10 protein-coding genes, 2 tRNA genes, 1 pseudogene and 2 other annotated features (1 of these 15 cut by a window edge) are annotated in these 16,149 nt (G+C 55.4%); of the genes and pseudogenes, 9 read left to right on the forward strand and 4 right to left on the reverse strand.

Annotation, left to right across the window (positions count from 1 at the left end; genetic code table 11):
• Positions 1 to 71, reverse strand: a binding site (cobalamin riboswitch); it reaches 124 nt to the left of the window's first position.
• A 213-nt stretch (positions 72 to 284) separates the two neighbouring features.
• Positions 285 to 475: a binding site (cobalamin riboswitch), on the reverse strand.
• Positions 476 to 634: 159 nt separating this feature from the next.
• The 4 genes and pseudogenes from BAA01_15835 to BAA01_15850 all read right to left on the reverse strand — a co-directional run bounded on the left by BAA01_15835 (position 635) and on the right by BAA01_15850 (position 4,993).
• Positions 635 to 1,728: pseudogene (locus BAA01_15835) on the reverse strand (transposase).
• 268 nt (positions 1,729 to 1,996) lie between these two features.
• A tRNA-Leu gene (locus tag BAA01_15840) sits at positions 1,997 to 2,084 on the reverse strand.
• Positions 2,085 to 2,091: 7 nt separating this feature from the next.
• Positions 2,092 to 2,167 (reverse strand) — tRNA-Lys (locus tag BAA01_15845).
• A gap of 156 nt (positions 2,168 to 2,323) precedes the next feature.
• Positions 2,324 to 4,993: a hypothetical protein gene (locus BAA01_15850; protein OUM90323.1), complete on the reverse strand. Its 2,670-nt coding sequence runs from the start codon at positions 4,991 to 4,993 to the stop codon at positions 2,324 to 2,326.
• A gap of 362 nt (positions 4,994 to 5,355) precedes the next feature.
• Between BAA01_15850 and BAA01_15855 the strand changes: the two genes are divergently transcribed.
• The 9 genes from BAA01_15855 (at position 5,356) to BAA01_15895 (ending at position 16,080) form a co-directional block, all read left to right on the forward strand.
• On the forward strand, positions 5,356 to 6,093 hold the full coding sequence (locus BAA01_15855; protein ID OUM90324.1) for a hypothetical protein: 738 nt from the start codon (positions 5,356 to 5,358) through the stop codon (positions 6,091 to 6,093).
• 95 nt (positions 6,094 to 6,188) lie between these two features.
• Complete coding sequence (locus BAA01_15860) at positions 6,189 to 7,778, forward strand: spore gernimation protein (protein OUM90325.1); 1,590 nt, start codon at positions 6,189 to 6,191, stop codon at positions 7,776 to 7,778.
• 65 nt (positions 7,779 to 7,843) lie between these two features.
• The gene (locus tag BAA01_15865) at positions 7,844 to 9,001 is read left to right on the forward strand and encodes a hypothetical protein (GenBank protein ID OUM90405.1); all 1,158 of its coding nucleotides are present in this window, start codon (positions 7,844 to 7,846) and stop codon (positions 8,999 to 9,001) included.
• 97 nt (positions 9,002 to 9,098) lie between these two features.
• The gene (locus BAA01_15870) at positions 9,099 to 10,187 is read left to right on the forward strand and encodes a hypothetical protein (protein ID OUM90406.1); all 1,089 of its coding nucleotides are present in this window, start codon (positions 9,099 to 9,101) and stop codon (positions 10,185 to 10,187) included.
• Positions 10,188 to 10,299: 112 nt separating this feature from the next.
• Positions 10,300 to 10,500, forward strand: a complete 201-nt coding sequence (locus tag BAA01_15875) for an iron-binding protein (GenBank protein OUM90326.1) — start codon at positions 10,300 to 10,302, stop codon at positions 10,498 to 10,500.
• Between the two features lie 162 nt (positions 10,501 to 10,662).
• Positions 10,663 to 12,096 (forward strand): hypothetical protein, encoded by a 1,434-nt coding sequence (locus BAA01_15880; GenBank protein OUM90327.1) that lies wholly within the window; start codon positions 10,663 to 10,665, stop codon positions 12,094 to 12,096.
• A 170-nt stretch (positions 12,097 to 12,266) separates the two neighbouring features.
• The gene (locus tag BAA01_15885) at positions 12,267 to 13,766 is read left to right on the forward strand and encodes a hypothetical protein (GenBank protein OUM90407.1); all 1,500 of its coding nucleotides are present in this window, start codon (positions 12,267 to 12,269) and stop codon (positions 13,764 to 13,766) included.
• A complete protein-coding gene (locus tag BAA01_15890; protein ID OUM90328.1) occupies positions 13,763 to 14,926 on the forward strand; it encodes a hypothetical protein in 1,164 nt (387 codons plus the stop codon). The genes BAA01_15885 and BAA01_15890 overlap by 4 nt, the downstream gene beginning before the upstream one ends.
• Positions 14,923 to 16,080, forward strand: a complete 1,158-nt coding sequence (locus tag BAA01_15895) for a hypothetical protein (GenBank protein OUM90329.1) — start codon at positions 14,923 to 14,925, stop codon at positions 16,078 to 16,080. Before BAA01_15890 ends, BAA01_15895 begins: the two co-directional genes overlap by 4 nt.
• The last annotated feature ends 69 nt before the right edge of the window (positions 16,081 to 16,149 follow it).

The following is a 16,149-nucleotide window of genomic DNA, read 5'->3' on the forward strand; positions in this document are numbered from 1 at the left end:
CCGGATTCTCACCGGTCTTCCCTTTTAAGCCCATCGAACTGCCTGCGGGCACCTCTGCCGATCCTCTATTCAGTTGCAGGAAACCATATGACAGCCAATTTTCAACAAACAAGCAAAAAAGCCCCGGCCGGAGGGCCAGGGACTGTACATCCTGTCAAAGCCAACGATCTGTTCACCCGGCGCGACCCCAACTTTAGGGCCGCTTCTCAAAACCGGAAGTTTAAAGCGGTGAACAGCATGAGCGCTTCGGATACTTTCCCTTTATCCTTCCCACCGAAAGACAAAGCGACACAAGCTCTAAAAGCAGGTCTCCTGGCTCGCGCTTCATCTTACTCTTGCACCTTCCCGGTTGTCTGGCCGGTGGTTTGCTGCAATTTCATCCACGCTCACAGTAGCGGGGGCTGCATCGGATTTTCACCGATTTCCCTATTATCCCGAGCACGTTTACCCGGGCACTTTTAGAGCAGGCGTATGGAATTTTCTTTAATTCATTTTTAACAAAAAGCGCCTTTGTCTGACAAGCTTTTATTTAATTGACACTCCACACGGCTTTAAGCCGTGGGATTCTCGGGAACAGCGACCCAACGGTCGCTTCTTGACCGAGCGATCCCCGTGTGTCCCACGGTTCAGTTGGCTATGCCAACAGACGCAATCCTTCTTGCAGGATGTTCCTGCAGCATTGACATCCCTGTCGTGGTGAGCACCACACTCTGGGCATGTCCATGCTCTCAAGCCAAGGTTTTTCACTTCTTTGTTGCGAAATCCGCAACAAGAGCAAAGCTGGCTTGATGGAAATGTCCTGGCCACAAGCACGAGGCTTCGTCCGTACCAATTCACCTAGTATTTCAACATGGAACGGAACGTTGCCCAGGATGCATCAGAAATAGGCTTGGCCAGCCGGTGGTTCTTTTGCATATGCTGCACCTGCAGGTCCTCCAGGCAGATCACTTGGTTCTCGCGAATCAGCCTGGTCGACAGCTTGTGCAGAAAGTCCCTTCGGCAGTTGGACACTTTCTCATGCAGACAGGCTACTTTCAACCGGGCCTTCTCCCATCGCCTGCCGCCTTGGGTTCGACGGGAAAGGATGCGTTGCCAGCGAATCAACCGCCTTTCGTGTTTGTACAGATGTTTCGGATTGGCAATGGATTCACCGGTGGAAAGGACGGCAAAGTCTTTCACCCCAAGGTCAATGCCCACTTTACTATCACAAGCGGGTAACGGTTGAATCTCCGTTTCCACCAACACCGAGACAAAGTACTTACCCGTCGGGTTCCGCCGGATGGTGGCGGAGATGATCCGGCCCTTGACCTCGCGGGACCTGGCAAACCTGACCCACCCCAGTTTCGGGAGACGAATCCGGTTTCCTTGGATGGCGATGGTTCCCTTGTTGTTTTTGGATGTATAGGATTGCACCGGGTTCTTCCGGCTCTTAAAACGTGGGTAGCCCTTTTTCTCCCGAAAGAAACGTTTGAATGCGTCATCCAGATGCCGCAGTTCCGTCTGCAACGCCGTGGCATCCGGTTCCTTGAGCCAATCCAGCTCTCTCTTGAGACGGGTGAGCAAGGCGGAGCAGGCATTATACCCAAGCGTCTTTCCTTCCGCCTCGTATACTTCCTTCCGTCTGGCGAGGAAGTGATTGAAGACGTATCTGCAACATCCGAACGTCTTATGGATGAGATCACGTTGCGTCCTGTTTGGGTAGATGCGAAACCGGTACGCCTTGTGCATTTGTTCCACCTTCTTTCCTTGTCCTTATGATACCATGGGAAAGGAAGATGGAACAAATGTTTGCCAGGAGGGGTCCATGTATCCCACCCCTGAAGGAGTGGGTTTTATTGCCCCCTCCAGACCCTCGCCGGTTTTTATAAATTTTTGGCACCAATTTGGCACCAACCACCTAAAACAGAACACATGCTCTTTATTCCACCATCATTGATTAAGACACGCAGAAATAGAAAAAAGCCTTGAAAATCAAGGCTTTCATGGTCTGTATGTATGGTGCGGGTGAGAGGACTTGAACCTCCATGGCCTTGTGGGCCACTAGAACCTGAATCTAGCGCGTCTGCCAATTCCGCCACACCCGCATCTTGCTGGTGAGCCATGGTGGACTCGAACCACCGACACCCTGATTAAAAGTCAGGTGCTCTACCAACTGAGCTAATGGCTCTCGTACGTTAACATCATCTCATCACAGACAAGTTATATCATAACACGAAACATCGAGTTGTGCAAGAGCAAATCAGGAAAAATTTAAGGCCCCGAATCACTTGTTCGGGGCCCTGACAAAACTTTTCAAGCGCTTTTCAGCATGAAAATATCTCTCTTAGTACGTCCCTCGCTGAACCGGGGTAGGGACCTGGCTTTGCTCTGGCGGCCAGCCGTCCGGCGGTTCGGAGGGGAGCGCATCCGGATGGGTAGATTGCCGATTGGCAGGCTGTTCCGGCTTCCCTTTCCCTTTTTCTTCCTGCGGCGGCTTCGGCAACAGCCCATTCACCGGTGGCCATATTCCCTCTCCGGAATCATTTCCCTCCGAATCATCTCCCTCCGAGGGAGGTTGCTGCGGATTGTTCCCATCGGGAGGCTGGGTAGGATCAGGCTGCTCTTCCTGAGGATTTTCTTCCTCAGGACGTTCATTCTTCCATCGCTTCTCCCATTCTTTCAGGTAATCTTTCAGATTCCCGGAGCCCGTCACCTCGACCACAGCCTCGTTGGATTTGGGCCCTTCCTCGCCGGTCTTCAGATTATAAGGAATCACATAGTAAGTGTAGGTGTACCGGGAATCCACGCCTTCATCGCGGAAATACCCCTCCCTGCTTTCACCGATCAACGTGTCCCCCTGGGGTGCCACGCCCAATTCAGGCGGCGCCTCCGAGGGTTGACCCTCTGCCGGTCCCTGTTCTTGCGGGTTCTCCTCGTTCTTCTGCTCTCCTTTTCGTCCATTCAACCACTGTCCAAGCCAATTTGCCGGTTCGGCCCTGCGGTATACCCGGTAACCCACAGCACCTTCCGGTTCCAGAGGGGTCCAGCTCAGCTCGATCGCCTGCTGCGCGGGGTTGTATTGTCCCTTCAGGTCCGTAATCTGCGTCAACTGAACAGGCGGGATAAGTTCAGCCACACCTTCCGGACGCTCAAACTGTGTCACCGGGTGGCCTTTCAAGGCCCGCCGCATCACTTCTTTGAAGAGCTTGGCCGGATAACTTCCGCCGCTGAATTTCAGGTAATGCTTCTCATCCGTCTTGGGATACCCCATCCAGACCGCAGCCGTCCATTCCGGCGTGTAGCCGACAAACCAGGCATCCTTGTTCCCGTTCACCTTGAACACCTTCGGATCGAGCGCGACGGTTCCCGTTTTCCCCGCCACTGCCCGATCCATCCGGGCATTTTTACCCGTTCCCTCCTTCACCACATTTTCCAGCATCCGCGTCATGTAATAGGCGCTTTGCGGGCTCATGACGGTTTCGCCATTGGGTTCGGCCTGGACGATCAAACGATCATCCTGCGTGGTGATCTTCTGAATCGCATAAGCCCGCATCATCTTGCCGTTATTGCCAAACGCGGTATAGGCCTGGGCCATGTCCAGAGGCGACACGCCATGCGTGAGGCCGCCGAGGGAAATGGCCAGGTTATGACGGTCCTGCTCAGCCATCGGCACGCCCAACCGGGTGGCAAATTCGTAACCCTTTTCCACTCCGATCTCGTTCAGCAGCCAGGCTGCAGAAGCGTTGATCGAATCCGTCACCGCGGTCATCATCGTCACTTGCCCGCGATAGCGGCCGCCCGGGTTGGTCGGAGTCCAGTTTCCGTACTCCTTGTAGGTGATCTTCTTGTCGACCAAAAGGTCGTAAGGGCTCCAGCCCTCTTCCAGCGCCGGTCCATACACGGCAATCGGCTTGAACGAGGAGCCGGGCTGCCGGTCCCGTTGTGTCGCCCAGTTTAGACCCTTGGGCACATAATCCCTGCCCCCGGCCATCGCCAGGATCCCGCCGGTCTGGTGATCCAGAATCACCATCCCGCTTTCAATTTTTTGATCATCGGCCGATTTCGGGAAATACTGGTCATCCGCGAAAACGGCCTCGATCGCCTCCTGGGCCTGACGGTTCAGGTTGGTGTAAATCTTGTAACCGCCGCGGTACAGTTCCGCTTCTGTAAAACCGTACTTCTTCTCCGCCTCCTTGACCAGATAATCCAGATAGGCCTGGGCAAAGGTTTTCCGCTTCGGCCGCTCGGCCAGGCGAATTTCCTCCCGCTCTGCCATCTGCCGTTCCTCAGCCGTGATGTACTGCTGTTCCTCCATCAGCTTGAGAATCACCTTGCGGCGTTCCATCGCCTTTTGCAGGTCGTTGAAGGGAGAGTAATCGTTGGGCGCCTTCGGCAGACCGGCCAGCAGGGCCGCCTCGCCCAGTGTCAGTTCGGTCACCGATTTGCCGAAATACAGTTGTGAGGCCGTTTCAATGCCGTAAGCGCCGTGACCAAAATAGACTTGGTTCAGGTACATCTCCAGAATTTCATCCTTCGAAAACTTCCGTTCCAGGTTGACGGCGATAATGGCCTCCTTGATTTTCCGGCTCAGGGTGCGATCATGAGTCAAATAGGTCAGTTTGGCAAGCTGTTGCGTGATGGTGCTGCCGCCCTCCACCGTCCGCCCTGCCTGCAAGTTGACGACCAGGGCGCGGAGGATGCCGATCGGGTCCACCCCGAAATGCTTATAAAACCGTCTGTCTTCCGTCGCGATAAAGGCATCCCGCACATAGTCCGGCACCTTATCAAAGTCCTCGATCAATTTGCGGTTTTCCACATAAAGCGAAGCTATCTCCTGACCATCCGCATCATAGACGGTTGAAGTCTGGCTCATCTGTGTCAATTTGGTTTCGTCAATCATCATCTCGCCGGCGATCACGACTCCGGCGATGCTGAAAACAGCCAGCAACACAGCTAACAAGAGGGCAATCCGTATCACCCTTCCTTTTTTTCGTCGCGGTTTTGTTTGGGACAACCTTTCCCCCTCCTCTTGTATCCGTCAACGACGATACATGACTTCGCAGAAATGACTTCCGTTAAGGGTGTAAAAAAAGATTCACAACCAACTGTGAATCTATCCTTCTTCAATTATTTTATTTGTCATCGCCGAAAAGATTTGCCATCGCCGAAAAGAAAGGGTCATGCACGCAGAAAATAATGGCAACACTGTATATCGCATGCGCATTATCTAAATCGCACAATCATTATAACGAAAAGCGGATCCCGGTGCAATGTCATTGCCTGGAACATCAATTTGCCAAATTGTCAACAGATTGTCCCGTGCCGCCTCTCCACTCGTGGTATAATACGGACGAAGACGAAAGGAGTGTCGACGACATGGCAACCCATCAGGACCATCAACACCATGCGCCACAGGATACCGGCAAAAATCGCAAAACCATCTATACCAATCATCTCGTCTACCGGAGGAATGAACACTGGTTTCGTCTCCCTGAACAACAACGGCAGCAGGCCGCCGAAGAACTGCAAGCTGTCCTGGACAAGTACCGCGATCGCATCACCGTCCGCGGCATCTACAGCACGGTAGGGTTCCGGAACGATTCTGACGTGGTCTTCTGGATCCTCTCGGAAGAAGTGGATGTCCTGCAGGATTTCGCCGTCGATGTGCGCGGTACCGCATTCGGACAAGGCACCGTCTTGCAGTGGGCTTTTCCGGGGCTGACGCGTCCCCCGGAATTTGTCGGCGATCACATCACATCCTTCCAAAAAGGCTTGCCGCCACGAAAGTACCTCTGTCTCTATCCCTTCGTCCGCACGCCCGAATGGTATCTGCTGCCGCGGGAAGAACGGGGAAAGATGCTGCGTGAGCACGGGATGAAGGGCAGGGATTTCCCCGAGGTGATAACCAACAACGTCCAAGGGTTTGGCATCGGCGACTACGAATGGATCCTGGCCTTTGAGTCCGATGAGTACGAAAAGTTTGTCGATCTCGTCCGCCATCTCCGGGAGACAGAAGCAAGGCGCTACACCAAGCTGGATACGCCGTTCATCATCGGCACGCGCAAAGAGTTGCTGGATGTGATGCGGGACTTTGCGCCGGAAAGCATCCAATGAAAGAAGGGAGGGGTTTTTGCCCCTCCTTCTTTCTTTTTTCCTGAAAGCATAAAAACGGGATGGAAAATCAAACTAATCCCTGTAAGGGGGAGAAAATGGTGCGCAAAGTACGTCATCCCGTGAAAGTCTCAGAGCTCAAAAAAAAGAAAAAAGAGGAACAGGCCAAACAGGCGGAAAAGAAAACGGAAGCCCTCAAAGAGAGGAAATTGTCCCGAAAACTGGCTGACAACATCGACACGATCCGCCATATCTTTGGCGAAAGCGATGATCTGGTGATGCGGAACATCATTCTGGCGGGCAAACCGGAAAAAAAGGCGGCCATTGTGTTCATCGACGGACTGGTCAACGCCACGATCATAGACGACTACATCCTCAAGAGCCTGATGTTCCATACGCGCCAGCCCACGGACGAAAAACCGGATGAATCCGCTCCTCCCCCCCTGATCGACCAGCTGATCAGAAGCGGGCTCACCATCAACGAGGTGGGACAGGCCAACGACTTCCGGCAGATCACCCGCAGCCTCCTTTCCGGCGATACCGTCCTCTTGGTGGACGGGGAAGAGATGGCGCTGTTCATGAACACCAAGGGGTGGGAACGACGCGCGGTGCAGGAACCGAACACCGAATCGGTCGTTCGGGGCCCGCGCGACGGGTTTACCGAGACCATGCGCGTGAACACGGCGCTGATCCGTCTGCGACTGAAAGACCCCGACTTGCGCGTCAAAAACATGACCATCGGAAAGCGGACCAACACCGACGTCGCCGTCATCTACATCGACGGCATCGTTGACCAGAAGGTTCTCGAAGAGGTGGTCAAGAGGCTGCAGTCCATCGACATCGACGGCGCCCTGGAAAGCGGTTACCTGGAACAGTTGATTGAGGACAACCACTGGTCCCCCTTTCCCCAAATCCAGAATACCGAACGCCCGGACAAAGCGGTGGCCAACCTCCTGGAGGGAAAAGTGATCATCGTCACCGACGGCACACCTTTCGTGCTGATCGCACCGGCTGTCTTTTCGCAGTTTTACCACAGCCCGGAAGATTATTATGAACGGTTTGGAATCGGCACCTTCATCCGCTTCATCCGCCTGATCAGCATGGGAATGTCGTTGCTGTTGCCTTCCCTGTACATCGCCTTTACCTCGTTTCACCCGGAAATGATCCCGTCCAAACTGGCCATCGCGATGATGGCCGGCCGCGCCACCGTGCCTTTTCCTGCAGTGGTGGAAGCGATGCTGATGGAAATCGCCGTGGAAATCCTGCGGGAGGCCAGTGTCCGCCTGCCCGGTCCGATCGGTCCGACGATCGGCATTGTCGGTGCCTTGATCATCGGCGAGTCGGCTGTTTCCGCCGGGATCATCAGCCCCATCCTGGTCATCATCGTCGGTCTGACGACGCTCGGTTCCTTCGCCACCCCCAGCTACAGCGCGGCCATCGCCCTGCGCATGTTGCGCTTTCCAATGATGTTGGCCGCCGGCACCTTAGGCCTTCTGGGCATCATGCTGTTTTTGATCGTGATTATCATCCACCTCTCCAGTCTCAAGTCGTTCGGCGTTCCCTACATGGCGCCGATTTCACCAAGCCGTACCTCCGATTTGAAAGATGCGCTGGTTCGCGCGCCGCTCTTCTGGATGCGGAGCCGCCCAAAAATCATGAAGCCTCGCGACGACAAGCGGCTGGGGTAATCTGAGGCAGAAAAGGAGAATCTGAGATGGCTGAACCAGGAAGTCAATCCAACATTGCGCAACGCGTGAACATCGCGAAAGAGGAAACCCCCTATGTGATCGCTCCACGACAAGTGACCGCCATCCTGACCTGTACGTTGATCGGGATGGGCGTCCTCACCCTTCCGCGGATCGCCAGCTATTGGGCGCATGAAGCAGGATGGCTGTCCATATTTCTAGGGATGTTCATGGCCATGCTCGGCATGGGTCTGATCTCCAGCCTCGGCCAGCGGTTTGTCGGCCAAACCGTGGTCTCCTACAGCAGGCAGCTCCTCGGCGGAAAAACGCGGCCGCGATTGGGAGTCGTCCTGAGTTTCCCCATTCTCATCAGCCTGGCAGGGATATGGCTGGCAGACACCAGTATGATCACACGCGCCTTCAGCGAGGTGATCATGGCCGCCGTCTTGGAGAACACGCCCATGAACGTGATCCTTTTCCTGATGCTGGCCACGGCCATGTACCTGGCGATGCATGAAGCCGAAGTGATCGCGCGGGTCAACGAATTGCTCTTTCCGCTCATTGTCATTCCCGTGCTCTTGCTGACCCTCATTTCCTTTCAAAACGCCCGCTGGAACAATCTGTTGCCATTGTTTCCCGTTGACTGGCGAGCCTTCTTCATCAGCCTTCTGGCCACTTCCGTTTTCTATAAGGGTTTTGAAATGATGCTGGTTCTCTCCGCCTTCACCCAACCCATCCCGGCAGCCAGGCGGGCCCAGTTTATCGGCATCGGCATTCCCGCCCTGCTGAACACCCTGATCACGCTGGCCGCGATTGCCGTCTTCAGTTATGAGGAACTGGAGCGGCTGATGTGGCCCACCCTGGAGCTGGCCACCAGCACGGAAATCCCCGGATTGATCTTTGAGCGCGTGGAGGCAGCCTACCTGGCCGTGTGGGTGGCCGCCATTTTTACGGCCATCAGCAATTTCTACTTTGCCACGGCCAAGATCTTGCAGGAATCCTTCCGGATCCGGCATCACCAGTGGATCGTTCTGGGACTGTTTCCTTTGCTCCTGTGGTTAAGCAACCTGCCGGCTCACGTCTACCAGGTGTTTCATTGGATAGAAATCCTGGGTTACTTGAGTGTCCTGCTCTGGCTTGGAATCCCGCTCATTTTGTGGCTCTTGGCCCAGATCCGGCTTCGGGAAAAAAACGGGAACCGCCGGACGGACCATCCAGGCCAGTAGATATGGAGTCTCCGGAAAGGAGGACATGAGATTGAAACCATCCACTTTCTGCCATCGTCCGCATGTTGCCCTCTTCCTCGTTCTCCTGTTTGCCGGCATGTTCCTTACGGGATGCTGGGACCGTCGGGATATCGAGCAGAGATCACTCGTGAGCGCGATTGGCATTGACAAGGGAACCGCTGGAGACTACCTGATCTCGATTCAGGTGCCCATTCCCAATCAGATTGCCGGCAGCACGGGTACGGGTGGAGGTGGCGGTGGCGAAGCCTACCGCGTCATCACAAGCACAGGCGATACCTTGATGGAAGGGTTAAACAACCTGCAAAAGCGTACCAACCAGATGATCTTTGTCGGACATACGCGGGTGATTGCCATCAGCGAAGAGGTGGCCCGGGAGAACATAACCTCCATTATTGATGGGCTCCGCCGCAAATCTTCTTTCCGCCGCCTGCTCTGGCCGATTGTGGTACATGGAGAGGCCCGCAACCTCCTGACCTTTAGTCCAAAACTGGAGCAACTGCCGACCGTGTTTGTCATGGATCAATTGAAAACCTCCAGCCAGTTGGGCATTCTGCCCAAATTATCCCTCGGGGACATGTACATCGCCATGAGCAAAACCACCGAGGAACCCATTGCTTATTACGCCCGTGTCAGCAAAGAGGACATTCAGCTGGATCGGTTGGCCGTCTTCCGTGGCAACCGGATGGTCGGCCATCTGGACACACATGAAATCATTCCTCTGATCCATATCCGCAATCAACGGAACGGCCCGGACGTCACCGTTCCCATCGATCCGGAAAAGAATGTGTTCGTCACGTTTCATCCGAAAAAAACGAAAACACGGATCGATGCCCGGTTTGAAGGCGGAAAACCCCGCTTTCAGATTTGCATCCGGATGGACGGCAGCATCACCGAATCCACCTATAAAAAAATCATCGACCCCGTCCGCTGGATGAACGAGGTGGAACAAGCCACCGCCGCATATTACGAGAAACTAGCCAAAAAGACCCTGCAGAAACTGCAGAAGGAATATCATGCAGACATTCTCAGGCTGGGAACATTGGTTCGCGGCCGCTACCCAGAAGCCTGGAAGAAGATTGACAGCTGGGAAACCCTGTTTTCTAATGCAGAGATTCAGGTCACCTATGATGTCCGCATCCGCCAAACCGGACTGGAAAAACGGTAACCGTCAGCCGCTTCCTTTCTTTACAGCAAGTGGGGGACATGGGATAATGTAACCACAACACCAAAGAAAGGCAATAAAATGAAAAGAAGGAATTCGAAAGGAGGTACAATACATGTCTGAGGTGAGCATTACCCCGAGAGACAACGGGCCATTGCTGGTGAAGGGTCCGATCAAGCTGGTCGACGTGGAAGGCAACGCATTTGAAACCAAGGAGACCACGTACCTGTGCCGCTGCGGCGCGTCCAACAACAAGCCCTTTTGTGACGGCACGCACGCCAAAATCGGCTTCGACGCCGTCACACGCGCCAAGTAAACGGAAGACTTGCACGGGCTGTCCCAATCCGCATCTCCCGCTGACGGGACAGCCCGTTTTTTCGTTTCCCCTCCGACTTCTCCTTCCTACAGCTCTTTCCTACATACTCTGGGAAAAAGTGTTCACATTAAGAAAAAAAGGTGAACTGCAGGTGTTGGCATCATGTGGACACAACTCTTCCTCGTACTGGGCAGCTCCCTGCTGACAGCAACCGTTTTTTTTCTCTTGTTTCTCGTGCTCTGGCGTCCCCTCTTCAATTGGTACTTTGACCGGTTTGTCAGACGCCTTTTCACCGATCAATATGTGGAAAACTTGCTGGAAGGTTTTAATGCGATGCGCCGTCACGGCGTTCAGCACACGATTGAAAACGAATTGCGCTGCGCCGAAGGGCGGGCTTTGCTGAAACCCATCGGAACCCATCGCCACTACCCGCACTTCGACGGGCTGCTCTTCACACCTGCGCAACTGGAGCGGCAAACAAGGCAAGAGCAGGAGAAGGTAGACATCAGTATCACCCTGGGCCGCAACTGTAAACGGCCGTTACATCTCAAGATGCCCATGCTCTCCAGTGCCATGGGATACGGCGTGGCACTGAGCAAGGAGGTCCTGTTGGCCATCGCCAAGGGAACGGCCATGGCCGGAACCGCCTGCAACACCGGTCAGGGGCCGTACGTGCCCGAGGTACGCTCACTGGCTCACAAGCTGATCGTCCAGCTTCACGGCGCGCCCTGGAAACCCAGCGAGGAACAACTGGCGCAGGCGGACATGATTGAGATCCGTTACGGACAAGGGGCGACTGGCGGTCTGGGTACCGTCCTGGAACATAGCCACCTTACGCCGGAGATCCTGGCCGATTTGGGAGCTTCTAACATGCATGCTTCGCAGCTGTACATCCCCGCTGGCATCCCGGGTATCCACAACGTCCGCGGTTTGAAACAGCTGGTCAAGCACCTGCGCAGCATCAGCGGCGGCGCCCCCATCGCCCTAAAGCTGGCCGCCACCCATCATCTGGAGCGGGAAATGATGCTGGCCATCGAAGCAGGCGTGGACGTGATCGTGCTGGACGGCGCGCAAGGAGGCACGCATGACTCGCCTGCCATTCTGGTGGATGACTTCGGCTTGCCCACGCTGGCCGCACTGGTCAGGGCTGTCCGTTTTCTGGAGGAACAAAAGCGAACAGATATCGACATCATCATCTCCGGGGGCTTGCGCACACCGGGAGACATGCTCAAAGCCATGGCCCTCGGAGCCAGCGCGGTCTATCTGGGCACGCCGCTCCTCTTTGCGGCGGTGCACGATCAGATTGTCGGCGCGATCCCCTTCGAACCGCCGACCGAGCTGAGCTTTGCCGACGGCAGCCTGACCCATCTGTTTGACGCGGAGCGGGGAGCAAGCAGCATCGCCAACTTCCTCTCCAGTTGCGCCGAAGAAATCGAAATCGGCATCCGCGCGCTGGGAAAAACCTCCCTGGCCGAAGTCAATCGAAAGGATCTGGTGGCCTGGCAAAAAGAAGTGGCCGAAATCACCTCCCTTCCCTACATCGCCGATCCGGCACCGCCCGCCTCCCCCGTCCGCCGCAGATTGAAGAGACTTTGAATGTTGCAGGAGCGTTCCGCAAAGGAGTGGATGCACGCATGCGAATCTTCGGCAGAAACAAAAAAAAGGCGTCCTCGCGCCAACACCCTGCCGGCTACCGCACCGGCGTTCCGCCGTCAGCGCCATCCCAACCCCCATCGCCAAATCCACCCGCTTCTGATTTCCAGTCCCTGAACATCACTTCCTCATTGGAGGAGAATCTGCGGCAGTTAAAGGAAATCTTCAAAGGTTGCGACGATCTGGTGGTGCGTCCGCTTTCCCAGACCCCAAAAAGTTCCATTGCCTTCTTTAAAGGGATGGCCGACCGAACCACCATCGATCGGGACATTCTAGGTCCGCTGCTTCAATTGATCCAAAGCCCTGATACCGGCCATTCGTCCCGCCTGACCACCCATGCGGTTCTCCAGTGCATTCAGGTGGCCAACACCTTTTGCGTCTCAAGCTGGCAGGAAATTGTCCTGAAGCTCCCGGTCGGCCATGTCCTCCTCCTGATTGACGGCGAGGATCAAGCCATCCTGGCCGAGGCGCAAGGATTTGAAACCCGGACCATCTCCCCGCCGGAAAGGGAGATCGTCGTCCGCGGTCCCGACGAGGCGTTCACGGAGAACCTGGAGACCATCTTGTCACAAGTTCGGCGCCGACTGCCTGTCCCGGAGCTGAAAGTCAAGCAATACATCATCGGTCAGATCAGCCAGACACGCGTCTGCCTGCTTTATCTGGAAAACATCGTCAACGAGGATGTGCTCCAAGAAGTGATTCGGCGCCTGGATAAACTGGATATTGATTTTATCAGCGAAGGAAACAAAATCCAGGAATTCATTTCCGACCACCCCTATTCCCCGTTTCCGCAGATGCTGTCCACCGAACGGCCGGATCGCGCCGCTTTTGAGCTCAACCATGGAAAAGTGGTAATCGCCATTAGCGGCTCTCCCTATGTCCTGATTGTGCCAAACCTGCTCATCGATGGTTATGTCACGGTGGAAGATTACTACCATCACTTCACCTTCGTCACCGCGTTGCGCATCTTGCGCTTCTTCAACGTGGCGATCGCCCTCCTCGGTCCGTCGGTCTACATCGCCCTGACCACCTACCACATCGAGGCGCTGCCTACACCTCTGCTGATCAACCTGGCTTCTACCCGTGAAGGAGTCCCCTTTCCTGCCCTGGTAGAGGCCCTGCTGATGGAAGTGGCCATCGAATCATTGCGGGAAGCGGGGATCCGTCTGCCGCGCCAAGTCGGCCAAGCCATCTCGATCGTCGGCGCCCTGATCATCGGCGAGGCGGCCGTGCAGGCCGGGCTGGTCTCCCAGGCGATGGTGGTGGTGGTGGCCATTACGGGGATTGCCGGATTTACCATTCCTGTCTTTGAGTCCGGCATCAGCATCCGGCTGCTGCGCTTTCCGATGATGTTCCTCAGCGCCACACTGGGAATGTATGGCGTGTTGTTCGGCACCTTGGCACTGCTCATTCATCTGTCCCATCTGCGTTCCTTTGGCATCCCTTATCTGGCGCCCTTGACCCCGACCATTTTGTCCAAGTGGAAAGACTTGTTCTGGCGGTTCCCGATGTTCAGCATACCGAAGCGGAATCCGACGATTGTCGAAAGGAATCAAAAGCGATACGGCAAGCCGGGACCAACCTGGAGCGATCCGAGGAGACGGGAAGAATGAATTGGAAAAAAATTCTATTGATCGGTGGCGTATGGTTGCCTGCGATTTTCTTGAGCGGCTGCTGGGATGGCATCGAATTGAACCGGATCGGGATCGTGATCTCCACCGGATTTGACTACCATCGCGACGAAAACATGTACGAAGTGACACTCAGCGCCATCGAACCGGTCAAAGGGCAGGGAGGCTCCACGCAGATGAAAGAATGGAAGGCTTCTGCCAAGAGCACCACCGTCTTCAATGCCATTGAGACGCTCCGGACGCGTTCTTCCAACCAGCTGACCTGGAAACACTGCCAAACCTTTGTCTTCGGTTCGGGGCTGGAAGAAGAGGCCTTTCGTGCCATCGGTGACTGGCTGTTCTCGATGACGGAAATCCGCGCTTCCGCCTACGTCATTTTTGCACCGACTCGCGCCAAAACCTTCATCGAAAGCCAGCCCGAGCTGGAAGATGTCTTGGGCGAGGAGATCTATGGCATCATCGCCGAGCAGCCCCGCACCGGGATGGCCGCCCAGGCCACCCTGCATGATCTGTTCATCAGCGCAGCCTCCCCGTCCTATACCTGTGTCGCGGCACGAGGGGAGATTGTTCACGATTTACACGACAAACCGGTCCCCGTGCTGTACGGCAGTGGCGTGGTACGGGATTACAGGTTTCTCGGCTGGCTGGAACCGGAAGAGACCATCGGCTATTATTTGGCCCGCGGATTGCCCAACAACGCCACTTTCCCCATCGACTACAAGGGGGAAAAGGTGGTTTTTGAAACCACCCAGAACAAAAGCCGCATCCGCCCCTACTTTAAAAACGGCCAGTTGCGCATCAAGCTGGAAGTGAATATGAAAACCCGCTTTGCCAACACAACGGCCGGCAGCAATAAGATTCATTCGACGCCACATATCATTCGCGACCTGCAAAAAGCGCAGGAACAAGAGATCAGGCGCATCATCCGCCAGACATTGGAGAAGTCGAAGCGGCTCAAGGCAGACATCCTGGACACCGGCGAAGCGGTCTACCGGTTCGCCCCGGATTACTACCGAAAGCACATCGCCAAGTGGGATCAGATCTATCCGCAACTGCCGATCGACATCCAGGTGATCGTCCATTTGCGGGAGAAAGGGCAAAGCCAAAAACCCCTGTCTGAATTGAGAGGAGGAAAAGTGTGAACCAATCCCCGGACCTTCAGACGATGCGGATCTCTCCGAGGCTGTTCTTTTTCATCGGCAGCGGCATCTTTTATGCCGACTCCCATTACCCCTATCCTTTGATGGCGGTGGCCGGACGGGACAGCTGGCTGGCGACGCTGCTCGGGGGAATGGCTGCCGTCTTGCTCATTGGCTGGCTTGGAACACGGGTGATCCGCTATCTTCCGAAGCCTGCATCCTCCTTGGACACCTTATCCCACCTCCCGGGAATAACCGTTTGGCGGGGTGTTCACCTTCTCGCCGGTCTCTGGGCATGGGGGATCGCTGCCTGGAGCCTCCTTCGCTTCAGCGAATTTGTGCACAACAATATGATGCCAATGACCCCGCTGAGCGTTTTTCTGGTTGGTCTGCTCTGCCTCACAGCCTGGGGCGGGATGTATGGCATCGAAGCGGGCGGACGCGCCATCGCCATCTGCGCCCTTCTGGTCTTTTTGTTGCCACCGGTCTACACCATTATGCTGTTACGCCAGGTCCATCTGGAGTGGCTCCTGCCCATCGGCCAGGAGGCCCAATTTTTCACGGGTTGTACCATCGCCCTGAGCTTTTTTCTCCAGGCCGCTCCTCTGTGCCTGCTCTTCCACTTGGTCGAAGAGCGGCCGAAAGCCCTTCGCGCGCTGCTTTCCGGGTTGGGCCTCAGCATCCTGCTTGCGGCTTTCTCGCGGATACAGGTGATCACGGTTCTCAACCCGTATCTGGCTCCCTACTATAACGCGCCTGACTACAACACCGTCCGTCTGATTCGTCTCACCGAAACCGTCGATCGCGTGGAGCTGCCCCTGATCTGGCTCTGGGCCTATGGCAGCTGGGCAAAGATACTAGCGTTTCTCCTCCTGGGAACGTTTGCGCTGCTCATCGCGTTCCGAAGCAGGAAATGGGTTCCCGCACACCTCGTGAGCTCCGGTCTGCTCATCACCCTGACCATCCTCGGTGTCGCCACCCGACCGGACGGTTTTTCCATCATCAACTGGCTGGCGATAAATTACTTGTATTACATCAATTTGGGGTTTCAGCTCGCATTGCTTGTCACCATCAGCCTGCTGGCCCTGATCAGGCAAATCCGCAAAAAACCGGCGTCCGGAAGAACAAAACCAACGCGTAAAAGCCGCACGCTGTAAAGGACACGTAAATGGATATTGATTGATGAATACCGCAGGCAAACAAAAAAGATGCCTCTCACGGGCATC

It is taken from the genome of Bacillus thermozeamaize (assembly GCA_002159075.1).
In the GTDB taxonomy this organism is placed as follows: domain Bacteria; phylum Bacillota; class Bacilli; order ZCTH02-B2; family ZCTH02-B2; genus Bacillus_BB; species Bacillus_BB thermozeamaize.

What these genes read in the sequence shown, in the direction of transcription:
- BAA01_15855 (OUM90324.1), top strand. Translation starts at nt 5,356, where the DNA reads ATGGCAACCCATCAGGACCATCAACACCATGCGCCACAGGATACCGGC.
- BAA01_15860 (OUM90325.1), top strand. Translation starts at nt 6,189, where the DNA reads ATGGTGCGCAAAGTACGTCATCCCGTGAAAGTCTCAGAGCTCAAAAAA.
- BAA01_15870 (OUM90406.1), top strand. Translation starts at nt 9,099, where the DNA reads ATGTTCCTTACGGGATGCTGGGACCGTCGGGATATCGAGCAGAGATCA.
- BAA01_15875 (OUM90326.1), top strand. Translation starts at nt 10,300, where the DNA reads ATGTCTGAGGTGAGCATTACCCCGAGAGACAACGGGCCATTGCTGGTG.
- BAA01_15880 (OUM90327.1), top strand. Translation starts at nt 10,663, where the DNA reads ATGTGGACACAACTCTTCCTCGTACTGGGCAGCTCCCTGCTGACAGCA.
- BAA01_15890 (OUM90328.1), top strand. Translation starts at nt 13,763, where the DNA reads ATGAATTGGAAAAAAATTCTATTGATCGGTGGCGTATGGTTGCCTGCG.